This window comes from Enterobacter sp. kpr-6 (assembly GCF_900116015.1).
GTDB lineage: Bacteria > Pseudomonadota > Gammaproteobacteria > Enterobacterales > Enterobacteriaceae > Enterobacter_D.
Map to the genome: position 1 here is coordinate 385,228 of NZ_FOYH01000003.1, position 14,853 is coordinate 400,080.

Below are 14,853 nucleotides of genomic sequence, written 5' to 3' on the forward strand. Positions count from 1 at the left end.
CGGGCAGAGCGGATTAATAGTTAACCAGTGACTGTACCGTTGTACGGCTGGTACTGAGCGAACTCACCACTACCGCATCATCGTTATCACTCTCATCTCCCGCCGTAAACATCGCCATCTGCTGACGCAGAAGGTTCAGCGATACGGGTGCATCCGCAGGCGCAGCCAGTGGCAGCGGAATACCATCCTCAATGTGACTGAGGATATCTTCCGGCACCCAGTCGGTGCCGTCAGCAAAGGTGATATGCTCCACCTGGTATATGCTGCTGTAGAAGTACATCGTCACCTTCACGCTGTCGGTACTGTCCCGGAAACTGACTATCAGATCGTTACCGCTGCGCTTCAGTACAGCATTTTCCGCCAGCAGACCTTCACCGAAGCGCAGGATGTCCGTGTCACCGGTGCTGATGTTGCCTTCGGTGATCGTATCCTGGCCGTCGCCCGCGCTGAACTGATAGGTGTCACTGCCGTACCAGCCCTTCAGCGTGTCGTTGCCGGCCCCACCCGTAAGCGTGTCATTACCAATACCACTGTCGAGAATGTCATTGCCTGCCTCGCCGTACAGGACATCGCTGCCCGTGCCGCCCTTCAGCGTGTCGTTGCCGCCGCCGGCATGAATCTCGCTGCCTTCGTCATAGGCGGTGAGCGTCTGCGCCTCCTCCGTGCCGGTAAGGACTATCGCTTTCACTGCGCTGACATCCCATACCGTGCCGTCGGCAAAGAGGATATTTTCCACCTGGCATTTACTGCTGTAGAAATAGTCCTTTACCTTCACGCTGTCGGTGGAATCCCGGAAACCGACCATCAGATCGTTACCGCTGCGTTTCAGCACGGCATTCTCTGCCAGCAGCCCTTCACCGAAGCGCAGGATGTCCGTGTCACCGGTGCTGGTATAGCCCTCAGTGATCGTATCCTGGCCGTCGCCCGCGCTGAACAGGTAGGTGTCGCTGCCGTAGTAACCCTTCAGCGTGTCGTTGCCGGCACCGCCCGTGAGCGTGTCACTGCCGTTACCACTGTCGAGAACGTCATCGCCTGCATCGCCGTACAGGAGATCGCTGCCCGTGCCACCCTTCAGCGTGTCGTTGCCGCCGCCGGCATGAATTTCACTGCCTTCGTCATAGGCGGTGAGCGTCTGCGCCTCCTCCGTGCCGGTAAGGAGCATCGCTTTCACTGCGTTGACATCCCACACCGTGCCGTCGGCGAAGGTGATATTTTCCACCTGGTATGTACTGCGGAAGAAATAATCTTTTACCTTCACGCTGTCGGTGGAATCCAGGAAACTCACTATCAGATCGTTACCGCTGCGTTTCAGTACGGCATTCTCTGCCAGCAGCCCTTCACCGAAGCGCAGGATGTCAGTGTCCCCGGTACTGGTATAACCTTCGGTGATCGTATCCTGGCCGTCGCCGGCGCTGAACTGATAGATGTCGCTGCCGTACCAGCCCTTCAGCGTGTCGTTGCCGGTGCCGCCCGTAAGCGTATCATTGCCGGTACCACTGTCGAGAATGTCATTGCCTTCATCGCCGTACAGGACATCGCTGCCCGTGCCACCGTTCAGCGTGTCGTTGCCGCCGCCGGCATGAATTTCACTGCCTTCGGTGTAGGCGGTGAGCGTCTGCGCCTCCTCCGTGCCGGTAAGGATCATCGCTTTCACTGTGCTGACATCCCAGTCCGTGCCGTCGGCAAAGAGGATATTTTCCACCTGGTATGTACTGCTGAAGAAATAATCCTTTACCTTCACACTGTCGGTGGAGTCCCGGAAACTGACCATCAGATCGTTACCGCTGCGTTTCAGTACGGCATTCTCTGCCAGCAGTCCTTCGCCGAAGCGCAGGGTGTCCGTGTCCCCGGTACTGGTATAGCCCTCAGTGATCGTATCCTGGCCGTCGCCGGCGCTGAACAGGTAGGTGTCACTGCCGTACCAGCCCTTCAGCGTGTCGTTGCCGGTGCCGCCCGTAAGCGTGTCGCTGCCGGAACCACTGTCGAGAATGTCATTGCCTTCATCGCCGTAGAGGATATCGCTGCCCGTTCCACCGTTCAGCGTGTCGTTGCCGCCCCTGCCGTGAATTTCACTGCCCTCGCTGAACGCCGTGATAGTCTGCGCCTCGTCCGTACCGGCACTCTCCATCAGCCGTTTTTTGACGGTGGTCACATCCCATACTGTGCCATCGGCAAAGAGGATATTTTCCACCTGATATGTACTGCTGTAGAAATAATCCTTTACCTTCACACTGTCGGTGGAGTCCCGGAAACTGATAACCAGATCGTCCCCGCTGCACTGCACAACAGCGTTTTCTGCCAGCAGCCCTTCGCTGAAACGCAGGGTGTCCGTGTCCCCGGTGCTGGTATAGCCCTCAGTGATCGTATCCTGACCGTCGCCGGCGCTGAACAGGTAGCTGTCGCTGCCGTACCCGCCTTTCAGTGTGTCGGTGCCGGTGCCGCCCGTAAGCGTGTCGCTGCCGGAACCACTGTCGAGGACGTCATCACCTTCATCGCCGTAGAGGATATCGCTGCCCGCTCCACCGTTCAGCGTGTCATTGCCGCCCCTGCCGTGAATTTCACTGCCCTCGCTGAACGCCGTGATAGTCTGCGCCTCGTCCGTGCCGGCACTATCCATCAGCCGTTGTTTGACGGCAGCGACATCCCACACCGTGCCATCGGCAAAGAGGATACTCTCAACCTGATATTTACTGCTGTAGAAGTAATCCGTCACCTTCACGCTGTCCGTGCTGTCCCGGAAACTGATAACCAGATCGTCCCCGCTGCGCTGCACAACAGCGTTTTCTGCCAGCAGCCCTTCGCCGAAACGCAGGGTGTCCGTGTCCCCGGTGCTGGTATAGCCCTCAGTGATCGTATCCTGACCGTCGCCGGCATTAAACAGATAGCTGTCGCTGCCGTACCCGCCTATCAGCGTGTCGTTGTCGGTGCCGCCCGTGAGCGTGTCGCTGCCAGAACCACTGTCGAGGGTGTCACTTCCCTCCCCTCCGCTCAGCCAGTCATTGCCTGAGCCACCGTTCAGGGTGTCTATGCCATCGTCACCGTAGAGAATATCGTTGCCGTTATCGCCATTAAGCGTGTCATTATCTTCTCCGCCTGCCAGTAAATCGTCGGCATCACCGCCGAAAAGCTGGTCATCGCCAGCGCCACCATACAGGGTGTCTTCGCCTTTATTACCTGACATCCTGTCGTTGCCGGCATCGCCATACAGGGCGTCATCGCCCTCATTACCGTTCACAGTGTCATCGCCACCGGCAGCATGAATTTCACTGCCCTCGCTGAACGCCGTCAGGGTTTGCGCTTCATCTGTTCCCGTCAGCAGCCGCTGTTTTACTGCCGACAGATTCCACTCCGTGCCGTCCGCAAAGACAATCCGCTCAACTATTCCTTCCTCAGTTGTAAAATAGTTTTCCACGGTGACCTGGTCGGTACTGCCGGCAAAGCGAATCATCAGATTATTGCCGCTACGCACGACAACTGCGTTGTCTGCCAGCAGGCCGTCACCAAAACGCAGGATATCAGTGTTACTTTCAGTGGCGCCCCAGCTATATTCATCAATAACGTCCTGACCATCACCGGCGTTAAACAGATAGGTGTCATCCTCGTAACCGCCATAAAGGTGATCGTTTCCGGTGCCGCCTGCCAGGATATTGCTGCCCGGCCCGCCGTACAGCGTGTCATTACCCGCATCGCCGTACAGAATGTCGTTACCTTCTGCACCATACAGATAATCATCGCCACCTGCGGCATGGATTTCACTGCCCTCGCTGTGCGCGGTTATCGTCTGCGCCTCATCCGTGCCAGCCCGGTTCATGAGCTGTTGCAGCACCCCGGTCTGGTCCCAGACGGTGCCATCGGAGAAGGCAAACTGTTCCACCTGGTAGCCTTTGTCAGAAAAATAGTCCCTGACCGTCACGCTGTCGGCAGTGCCCTGAAAACGAATGACCAGATCATCGGCGTTTCGCTCAACCAGCGCATCCCCTGCACGCAGTCCTTCGCCAAAACGCAGCAGGTCATCGTCCTTGCCAGAGCGCTCAGTGATAACGTCATGACCATCGCCCGCGTTAAACAGATAGATATCGCCTTCGTAACCACCGTTAAGGATGTCATTACCTGTGCCACCGGCCAGGATATTGCTGCCAGCGTAGTCACTGAGGACATCATCACCGGCATCACCGAAAAGGGTGTCGTTGCCGTAGCTCCCTTTCAGCGTGTCATCCCCGCCTCCGGCATGAATTTCACTGCCCTCATCAAACGCCGTCAGGGTCTGCGCTTCGTCCGTGCCCGCCAGCACCATCGTTTTGATGTCTGACAAATCCCACACCGTACCGTCCGCAAAGACTATCTGCTCAATAAGTCCTTCTTCACGGAAAAAATATTCTTCCATCGTCACCCGGTCTGCGCTGCCGGCAAAGCTTACGATCAGGTCATTGCCGCTTTGCGACAGCCGGGCATTTGCAGGCAGCAGACCGTCACCAAAGCGCAGGATATCGGCTTTTTCGTTATCCCAGAAAGATTCACGGATAACATCCTGACCATTGCCGGCGTTAAACAGATAGGTATCGCTATCATCGCCCCCGCGGAGAATGTCATTACCCATGCCTCCCGCCAGGATATTGCGGCCGGCGTAGTCACTGAGCACATCGTCGCCGCCATCGCCATAAAGAATGTCATTACCTTCGCCACCCTGGACCTGGTCATCGCCACCACCGGCATGAATTTCACTGCCCTCACTGAATGCGCTTAAATCCTGAGCTTCATCAGTACCTTCCAGTGCCATTACCCTGATTGCGTCTCTGGTCCAGACGGTGCCATCGGCAAAAATGATCTGTGCGAGAGGCGGCGTTTCACTGTCAAAATAATCATACAGGGTGATGCTGTCATCGCTGTCCCGGAAGCGGATGGTCAGACTGCCATAATCGTTCTCTGCCAGTGCATTTTCTGCCAGCAGCCCCTCGCCAAACCGAAGGATGTTAATGCTCCCGTCAGCAAATTCACGGACAGAATCCTGGCCGTCACCGGCATTAAATACATAGGTGTCACTGCCCTCGCCGCCTTCAAGATAATCCTCTCCTGCACCACCGGTCAGCCAGTCGTCGCCTTTCCCGCCCTGGAGAGCATCCTCCCCGGCCATCCCTGTCAGGGTGTCGTTATTGTTGCCGCCCTCAAACTCGCCGCCTTCCTCACTGGCCGTGTAAGTCACCGCCTCATCCAGCGTTCTGACTATTCTGGAATCAATAGTGTCTGCATCCCAGACGGTACCGTCAGCGAACACGATTTGCGCCAGGCGGTACGTATTCTGACTGAAATAGTCCACGACACCGACAAGGTCTTCGCTCCCGTCGAGACGGATAACCAGGTGGTCTTCCATCCGACTGAGCACTAACTGCTCCGGGCGGATACCTGCTCCGAAGCGCAGTGTGTCCTGCGCCGTTTCACTCCCGTAAGAGCCGCCGGCACCGATGATGTCAATGCCATCGCCGACATTGAATATAAAGGTATCCGCCCCCGCGCCACCGACAAGCTCATCGATACCCGCTCCGCCATGGAGCACATCATCGCCATCACCGCCTGATAACCCGTCATCGCCGGTCCCGCCTGACAGTCTGTCATTACCCGCATCACCGAAAAGTTTGTCGTCCCCGCTGTCACCATAAAGTAAATCGTCACCCCATAATCCCGTCACTTTATCGTCGCCACCGCCGGCATGGATTTCGCTGCCTGCCATCTCCGCAGTCAGCGTCTGGTCAGCGTCCGTTCCAGCCAGCACAAGCGCGCTGACACCTGCCATATCCAGGACCACGCCATCACCGAAAACAATCTTCTCGATTTTGTATTGTTCTGAATAAAAATAATCCTCCACCGTCACGCTGTCGCTGCCGTCCTTAAAGGTGATAACAAGGTCATCCCTCTCACGGCTGAAAATAGCGTTCTCTGAGGTCAGTCCTTCACCAAAACGCAGCGTGTCCTGACCTGCCTGCACGGCCCGCTCGCGCTCTTTATCTGTATCAGCAAATTTCTCTCTTATTTCGTCCCTTAATACATAATCGGCGATTGTGACTTGTCCCTCTCCGGCATTCACCAGATAGGTATCATTGCCTGCGCCACCCCAGAGATTTTTATATTCGTCCGCACGGAGAATCTCGTCATCACTGGCTGGTTCGGATGTTTCCGTATCGGGAGGAATATCGTCATCACTGGCTGGTTCGGATGTTCCCGTCTCGGGAGGAATATCATCGACTGCAAAAGAGTAGTCCGGGTCGAGAGCCAGATAGTCAGCTATCTCTGGTTCACGAAGAATTAAATTATGCCGCAGATTTGCCAGTTGCTGACGGTTGTATTCTGAATAAACGGAGAGATGAATAAGTGCGGCGCTCATTTCGCGCAGTCTGTCATATTGCCCGGACTGATACAGTTCATTATAAAGGGATTCAGCCGCATTCAGATTAAGCACAACGCCGAGCACACCGGAATTAAACCCGGTCAGTACCACCTCTTTTAATTCTTCATAAAGCGTGGTCTGCGCCAGTAACTGGGCTTCGGTGTAATCCTTAAACTGCTGATATTCTTTTGCCAGCATGACTGAATCCATTTTGCCGACCCGGTTTCCGGAAACGAAATTGTTATATTTTGAGCCGGTTAATCGTTCAAGTGCTGCGACCTGTTGCAGAGTGACACTATATTGTTGTGCCTTACTGACATCCTGCACCCCTGTCCACTGATAAATCAGTTCATCGAGTAAGGCATATTTTTTATTGCTGTCGGTTTCTGCCAGATAATCATTGACCCTTTGCTGCAATATTTTATTGTTCGCCATAGCCTGGCGTAAATCCGGCACTTCACCAAAACCGCGCGCATTGGGCAGACGAATAATGTCCGGCGTCAGGGGAACATCATTGATAAGTGAGCGGTCAGATTGATTAATCTCAAACCAGACGTCGGCACTGGCGACAGTTGTGCCGTCGGTCAGCGTGACACTTCCGGTTTGCCTGTGATGCTCACCGTTTTCATCCTGGTAAGTTGATGACGAAAAGCGGGTGCTGATGGCAGCAATACCTGCATCAGCCAGAGTATAAAGCTCGCCTGCATCTGTTCTGCCGTCGCTGTTTTTATCCTGCCAGATTTGGAGCGTGGACCAGGCTTTGTCACGGCTGTCAATGCTGCCGTCGAGGTTATCGTCCAGTTCAGTAAGAGCCTGGTAGCCGTTACCGGCTGTACTGCCATCGCGCAGATGAGTTTTATTGCCAAATAATTCCAGGCCGGTTGTAATGAGGCCATCACCATTCAGATCGCGGACCAGAAAACCGTCCGTGCCAGCCACCCAGCCCGTGCGCTCTTTAACACCATCCCCGCCATGGTCAAAGTACACTCCTTTTCCCGAGAGAGTTTCCACACCGTTACCATTGAGGTCGATGATTATGGGATCTCCTAGCGTAGACTCAGCCGCTTTTTTATCCGGGCTGCCATCTCCCTGTCTGCCGGCATCGCCATTGCCATCGCCATCCTCGTCGTCCTCGTCCTCGTCATCCTCATTTTCCTCATATATAGTGATCCCCAGCGCAGACCAGATGGTGCTGCCGTCAGAGGCTGTGGTGGTACGTGCCCATTTTTTGAAACCTTCAATCCGTAACCCATCATTAATAACTAGCGCGTCACCATCAAAAACGTATTCATTATCACTGGTGTCTTTATATACCCCTGCCGGGTCGCCTTCAGCATGGATGGCTTCCGTCAGCTCCAGTTGTTCATCGTCCTTCGTTAAAAATACAGCGCCGTTGATATCTTCTTTACCTGTAAGGATGATGTTGTCATACCCGTCAACTAAATATTTATTAAATCCTTCACCACCATAAATAATATCCATACTATTATCGGACAGATAAAACTCATCTGCGCCGAGCAGAATATCGTCTCCCTTGTCCCCAAAAAGAATATCTTCCCCATCACTACCTGATATTGTATCGTTTCCTTCACCACCATAGGCATAATCATCACCACCACCAGCAAGTAATGTATCGTCTCCTAAACCACCTATCAGAACATCATTTCCACCGTAACTTGAGATGATGTCATTTTTACTACCGCCAATCATCAAATCTGAAACGCCACTCCCACTATCATTAGTTTGATAATTACCACTATCTAACACACCGGGAATATCCTCTAAAGATGAGTGTGAATCATTTGGCATCATATATATATTTGTTGAAACTAATTCAGACCCATTAAACCACTCAGCAACTTCAGGATAAGCCATCATATCCGGCGATGCTAATAAAGCGTCACGCGCAGGAATGAGAATTTCTTCCAGATCGCTCACCTCTTGCCCGGAGACATTCTGTGCATATCTTATTATGCTCGAATAATCATGATTAGCATTGGTAATTTCATCATTTCCTGGATTATCTACATTTGGCGCATGGCCAAATTTTTCCTCGTAGGCCATGATTTTTTCGCGATTTGACTGAAGCATTTTAAATATATTTTTAACTTCCTGGTCACTAACGTTTTGTGGATCGTCATATAAACCAAAGACCTGCGACTCAAAAAGACGACGTTTTGCAATACCATCTCTTATACTCTCGCTCTGAGATGAACTATTAGAACCATACCGAATTTCATACCATGCCGCCGCGCGATTTCCATTTTCAATTGCGTTTTTTAAATTACTACCAATTAAATTGGCATTGTTCCAGGCCAGGCTGGCAAGAACAAGCATTTCTTTTGAATTAGGCAGTGATGAACCTTCACTCCTTTCTCCAGGTAACTTTCTGAGAACACGATCTTTGTAGATATTTTCCCATAATACATTAAAAACCTCTGCAACTTCTGCATCACTTTCAAAATGAAAAGTGGTCCGCCGATTTTCTACTGGTACGAGCAGAGCATAATCTGGGTCAGTATTATTATATCTTGTTGTAAGTATAGCATTATAACTTGCGATGTTTGTAACACGAGAGCGCATCAAATTATAAATTTCGTCTGCATACCCATTTTCTATACTCTGGCCTGGCCCACCATTATTCTCATTAATCAGGAACCCCATTGCAATTAAAACCTCTTTCTGAACGGGTTCCCCCCCGGCTGTCAGATCGAATCCTACACCAATAGTAGGATTACCTCCTACTGCAGAGAGTTCAAGCCTATCATGTTCACGTGGTGCTTCAAGAGCACAAATAAAATCATACAGATCGCTTTCAAAATTTTCAGAATCATGCCAGTTTAGGGACATAGATTATCTCCTTGAGTTAGAATTTTACTTCCTGATAAATACTACAGAAACTCTTGCCAAATGATGTAAGATTATCCATATTGTAAATAGAAATACCCATTTTATCTAAAAAATAAATTTTCTTTTTATAAATATACACATCCTTCATCTCAATCATTGAATTTAGATATCTTGAAAAAGACACTTGTTCATTCGCTCCTGGAAAATATACTGCTAGCCTTTCATCCGGACCATTTAATTGCTTATTCGCTAAATGGATTTTCCCCACCCATTTATCATCAGGGACTATCGGAAGTCCTTTGCAGTTTTTTATTAGGAAATCATTGGATTTCTTGTGATTTAACGAAAGCTTAGGTGAAACAGCCCGTGCGAATATTAAAGGACCTTTATTAACCTCGTAGTGACGCAGACCAAAACGCTTTATATCAGACATCAACCACTCAGGAAGAGGGGTTGTCCACGATTGTATATACCCTCCTTCATCAATGAATTTTTCCACCTCATCATCGAGATTGCGAGCTTGTCCTTTAGGAAGTGGTGAAGTGTTCTGGGACAACATATAACGCAATAAAGGTTTATATTCCCTCGCCTCTATCCTTTCCCATTCTGGTTGCCTCAACGCTTTAAATTGATGACGTATTATTTGCTTAGCACATGTTGTCGGGGAAAAAACTACATGAGTGAAGTCATAGCGATTAAGCTCATTTAGTACAGCATCACAAACTAGGTAACCTTTCCCCTCATACTGCTTCCATTTCACCTTACCCGCCTGCACCGGAAAGGCGAGCAGTAGCGCCAGGCATAGTCCAGAGCGAAATAATTTCTTCCTTAATAACATTCAAGACCTCCATATCACTTATATTTAGTTGGTTTATATATATAAGCACTTCATAAATCACATGTATATTTTGTGAGATCCACCCACTCACCGCTCTCTATTAATACAGCAATTTCCAGAGTAATGGTAAATATAATTTATCTTTGTTATTAATAATTCATAGTGCGAATGCATCCATTCTGAAGTATATTTTTAGTTTCTAAATAATGACTCCTAAAAACAAAAAACCCGGCCAAAGCCGGGTTTTGTTTGTCTGTCGAATTACTACAATTCTAATACAATCCCATCGGTTTACCGCTGTAGCTCACCAGCAGGTTTTTAATCTGTTGATACTGGCTCAGCGCCATTTTGTGGGTTTCACGTCCGACCCCGGAGTTTTTATAGCCGCCAAATGCCGCATGTGCCGGGTAGAGGTGGTAGCAGTTAGTCCAGACGCGTCCGGCTTTGATCGCCCGCCCCATGCGGTACGCGCGGTTAATATCCAGCGTCCATAGCCCCGCCCCCAGGCCGTATTCGGTATCGTTGGCGATGCGCAGCGCCTCGGCTTCATCTTTAAAGGTAGTGATGCCGATGACCGGTCCGAAAATCTCCTCCTGGAAGCAGCGCATGTTGTTGCTGCCCTTAATCAGCGTCGGCTGAATATAGAAGCCGTTGGTAAGCGTATCGCCATGATCGATATGCGCCCCGCCGGTAATGATCTCGCCGCCCTCTTCGCGGGCAATATCAATATAAGAAAGGATTTTGTCGTACTGCTCGCGGGAGGCCTGCGCGCCGATCATGGTGTCGGAGTCAAACGGGTCGCCTTTACGGATGGTTTCCATTCTGGCGATCACTTTCTCCACAAACTGCGGATACATCGACTCCTGCACCAGCACGCGCGACGGACAGGTACAGACTTCGCCCTGGTTAAAGAAGCCGAGCACCACGCCTTCGATGGCTTTATTGATAAAATCTTCGTCGCCGTTCATCACATCTTCGAAATAGATATTCGGCGATTTGCCGCCCAGTTCCACCGTGCTCGGGATAATATTTTCCGCCGCGCAGGAGAGAATATGTCGCCCGATAGAGGTTGATCCGGTGAAGGCGATTTTTTCGATGCGCTTGCTGCGCGCCAGCGGTTCACCCGCTTCGGTGCCGTAGCCATGCACCACGTTCAGCACCCCTTTCGGCAGCAGATCGCCAATCAGTTCCATCAGCACGCAGATGCCAAGCGGCGTCTGCTCGGCCGGTTTGAGCACCACGCAGTTGCCTGCCGCCAGCGCCGGAGCCAGTTTCCAGGCGGCCATCAGCAGCGGGAAGTTCCACGGAATAATCTGTCCGACCACGCCCAGCGGTTCATAAATGTGATAGGCCACGGTGGTGCTGTCGATCTCCGCCGCCGTGCCTTCCTGGGCGCGAATACAGCCCGCAAAATAACGGAAGTGATCCACCGCCAGCGGCAGATCGGCGTTGAGCGTTTCACGGATCGGCTTGCCGTTATCCCAGGTTTCGGTCAGCGCCAGCAGTTCGAGATTGTCGTTAATGCGATCGGCGATGGCCAGCAGCACGTTCGAGCGCTCCTGCGCGCTGGTTTGCCCCCAGGCTTCCGCCGCCGCGTGCGCCGCATCCAGCGCTTTTTCGATATCCTGCGCATTAGAGCGCGGGAACTCAGCGATGACCTCCCCCGTCACCGGGCTGGTATTTTCAAACCACTGCCCGTCAACCGGATCCACAAACTCACCGCCAATAAAGTTGCCGTAGCGCTTTTTAAAAGAGACTTTTGATCCGTTAAGGCCTGGGTGAACGTATTGCATAAGATGTTCCTCTTTTCTTATAGGGTCACAGGGAGGTGTCCCGCCTGAGGCGGACAGGGATCTATAAGCACGTCTTATGCCAGTTACGCGTCGCAAAAGCGCATAAATAATTTATTGTGACTTATCAAGGATATAAATCTCTCAACGTCGGATAAAGACACACGCCGTTACAGGAATGGTTGCAGGGAATCGAGGAAATGTGTCGCGCGTCGCTACAAGTGAAACACCTTTATGCTACACATTTGTAACATCTAAACATCAGGAGTCCGACATGTCGCCACGCGTACCGTCATCAGCCCCCGCCCTGTCAACCTGTCCCCGGCCCGGTTTGCTGGAGGACTCCTGGCAACGCAGCCTGAGCTATGGCCTGCATCGCGATGATGACTCGCAGCCGTGGGTTGCGCGCGCGCAGCTCAAAGACGCCCGCGCGGAAAATAGCTGGATCGGGCAGCTTGTTGCCCCGCAGCTGTCACGCCTCGCCCCCGGACTGAACGCCCATCCGTCAATCATCGTGCTCTCCGACGCCACGGGACTGGTGCTGGAAACCCACGGTAACAGCGATTTTTTGCACAAGGCGCAGCGCTATGCGCTCTCGCCGGGCAATCTGTGGGGCGAACATGCGCGGGGCACCAACGCCATCGGTACGGCGCTGGCCCTCGGGCGATCCTGTGAAATCGCCGGCAGCCAGCACTACCTTAACCGCAACGCCGGACTGACCTGCTCGGCCATGCCGGTGTTTCGTCCGGATGGGCAGATTGCCGGGGTGCTGGATCTCTCCACCCCTGCGGCTTCCCCGCATCCCGATGCCGCCGCGCTGATCCGCCAGGCGGTGATTCAAATCGAACACGCGTGGGTCAGCCGCGCCGTGGGCGACCAGCGCTGGCTGTTGAGCCTGCGACATGACGCGGAGCCTTCCGCACCGGAACTGTTGTTTATCGTCGAGGATGACGTCCTGCTTGGCGCGAACCGGCTGGCGATGGAAGAGTTCGGCCTGACGCCGGCGCATTTTGGGGCCACCTCTGTGGCGACCCTGTTCCCGCACATCGCCCTGCGTGGGCAGGCCGACACGCTGTTGGCGCAAAACCAGCGCCGCTATCTGATGCGCCAGACCGCCCCTGCCCGCCGCATCTACCGTGCGGGAGCCGTTCCCCCTGCGATCCCCCACGATCCGCAAAAAGAGAAAGCGCTGCGCATTCTTAACGCCGGGATCGCGCTGTGCGTGACCGGGGAAACCGGCAGCGGCAAAGAGCATGTGAGCCGGGAACTGCACGCCCGCAGCACGTGGCGTAACGGCCCGTTCGTGGCGATTAACTGCGCGGCGCTGCCGGAACAGTTGATCGAATCGGAACTGTTTGGCTACGTGCCTGGCGCATTTACCGGGTCCAGTCCGAAAGGGCATATCGGTAAGCTGCGTGAGGCCAACGGCGGAGTGCTGTTCCTGGATGAGATCGGCGACATGCCCCCCGCGCTGCAAACCCGCCTGCTGCGCGTGTTACAGGAGAAAAAAGTCACCCCGCTGGGATCGAACACCACCTGGGAGGTCAATTTTGCGCTGATTTGCGCCACCCATCAGGATCTGGCCGCCCGCGTTGAAGCTGGCGCGTTTCGCGAAGATTTGCTCTACCGCATTCAGGAATTTCACTTCCACCTTCCGCCGCTGCGCGACTGGCCGCATCTGGCGGATTTTATTCGCACGTTGTGGAATGAACTGGGCGCATCGGCGCGCCATCTGACGCTCAGTGACGACGCCGTAAACGCACTGGCGCAGCGCCCCTGGCCCGGCAATGTGCGCCAGCTTATGAGCCAGCTTCGGGTGGTGATGGCGCTGGCAGACGACGGCGCGCTGATCACCCGTTTTGATTTACCCGCCGACACCCGCCCGAACCGCAATTCCGCCCCCGCTCCCGCCTGTGAAGAATCTGCCATTGCCGACGCACAAGGAAATATGAGCGAGGCGGCGAAAAAACTCGGCATTTCCCGCAGCACACTCTATCGCCGCCTGGAGAAGCGCCAGTTAACCGGCTAATGTCCATTTTTCACTTAAGGTTTTACGCAGGATGCCGTTAATAATTAAAAGGAAAAATAAGGACGCACTCATGGGTAAGCGGAATGTACTGCTGGCATCGCGCATTGCAGATATTCTTTTACGGTTAAATAACGGACAAACGCTTTATCTGAATCAGCTCGCCGAAGATTATGGCGTCGATCCCCGCACTATCCGGCGTGATATTGACGAGCGGCTTACCGACTTGCCGCTGGAGCGGGATGAGCGCAGCGGTGGCTATCGGTTAGCCCCGGCGATGTTAGGCCGTTTTGACAGCAACAGCATTGAAATCTTCTCTCAACTGGCGGGCGTAAAAGGCCTGTTCCCGACGTTTAATAAATCCCTGCTTAATGCCATCGCCTCACCCACAGGCCAGCACAACTTTCTGGTGCACGGGCATAAATATCTCAGCAGCGGCGATCAGTCGGAGAATTTCTCCCGTCTGCAGGTGGCAATCGATCAGTTCCGCAAGATTAATTTCAGCTATCAGCGACATGATGAGACGCGTCATTACCACGCCGCGCCTTATAAACTGATCAACTATAACGGCGTCTGGTATCTCTCGGCGATGCATGACGGGCGAATGAAAAATTTCACCCTGAGCAAAATTGCCGATCTCGATTGTACGTTTGAAACGTTTATTCCTGATAAGGATCGACTTAATCAGTTACAGGAAGAAGAGAGCGTCTGGGGAAAAGCGGAAAAATTCGAGGTAGTGCTGAAGGTATCCGCCAGCGTTGCCGAATACTTTTTGCGCCGCCAGTTGCTGATTGATCAGGTGGTACAGGAGCAGTTGCCCGATGGCGGGCTGATCCTCTCGACCAGGGTGTCGCATAAAAAAGAGATCCTGCCGATAGTGCAGTACTGGATCCCACACCTCAAAATCCTCAAACCCGCTGCGCTGCAAACGGAACTGGAAGAGGAAGTGAAAGCCTGGCTTGCCGATTAA

At 52.9% G+C, this 14,853-nt stretch carries 5 protein-coding genes and 1 pseudogene; 2 read left to right on the top strand and 4 right to left on the bottom strand.

The annotated features are described in order from the left end of the window. Positions 1-13: 13 nt before the first annotated feature. The 4 genes and pseudogenes from BM373_RS21830 to BM373_RS10810 form a co-directional block, all read right to left on the bottom strand. On the bottom strand, positions 14-7,861 hold the full coding sequence (locus BM373_RS21830) for a calcium-binding protein (RefSeq protein WP_256214623.1): 7,848 nt from the start codon (positions 7,859-7,861) through the stop codon (positions 14-16). 48 nt (positions 7,862-7,909) lie between these two features. Continuing rightward, positions 7,910-9,229: pseudogene (locus BM373_RS21965) on the bottom strand (calcium-binding protein); the annotation flags it as partial. A 16-nt stretch (positions 9,230-9,245) separates the two neighbouring features. Beyond that, entirely contained in the window at positions 9,246-10,067 is an 822-nt protein-coding gene (locus tag BM373_RS10805; RefSeq protein WP_090461439.1) for a hypothetical protein, read from the bottom strand. A gap of 272 nt (positions 10,068-10,339) precedes the next feature. Continuing rightward, positions 10,340-11,860 carry an acetaldehyde dehydrogenase ExaC gene (locus BM373_RS10810; RefSeq protein WP_090461440.1) on the bottom strand — a complete coding sequence of 507 codons (1,521 nt, stop codon included), beginning with the start codon at positions 11,858-11,860 and terminating at the stop codon, positions 10,340-10,342. Between the two features lie 271 nt (positions 11,861-12,131). Here BM373_RS10810 and BM373_RS10815 point away from each other — a divergent pair, with 271 nt between their 5' ends. Both BM373_RS10815 and BM373_RS10820 read left to right on the top strand, forming a co-directional pair. Then, positions 12,132-13,886 carry a sigma-54-dependent Fis family transcriptional regulator gene (locus BM373_RS10815; RefSeq protein ID WP_090461441.1) on the top strand — a complete coding sequence of 585 codons (1,755 nt, stop codon included), beginning with the start codon at positions 12,132-12,134 and terminating at the stop codon, positions 13,884-13,886. Positions 13,887-13,956: 70 nt separating this feature from the next. Then, positions 13,957-14,853, top strand: a complete 897-nt coding sequence (locus BM373_RS10820; protein ID WP_177220141.1) for a helix-turn-helix transcriptional regulator — start codon at positions 13,957-13,959, stop codon at positions 14,851-14,853.

Bases quoted from the DNA above. Each gene is read 5' to 3' on its own strand.
- BM373_RS21830 (WP_256214623.1), bottom strand. From the start codon at position 7,861: ATGGATATTATTTATGGTGGTGAAGGATTTAATAAATATTTAGTTGAC.
- BM373_RS10815 (WP_090461441.1), top strand. From the start codon at position 12,132: ATGTCGCCACGCGTACCGTCATCAGCCCCCGCCCTGTCAACCTGTCCC.
- BM373_RS10810 (WP_090461440.1), bottom strand. From the start codon at position 11,860: ATGCAATACGTTCACCCAGGCCTTAACGGATCAAAAGTCTCTTTTAAA.
- BM373_RS10820 (WP_177220141.1), top strand. From the start codon at position 13,957: ATGGGTAAGCGGAATGTACTGCTGGCATCGCGCATTGCAGATATTCTT.
- BM373_RS10805 (WP_090461439.1), bottom strand. From the start codon at position 10,067: ATGTTATTAAGGAAGAAATTATTTCGCTCTGGACTATGCCTGGCGCTA.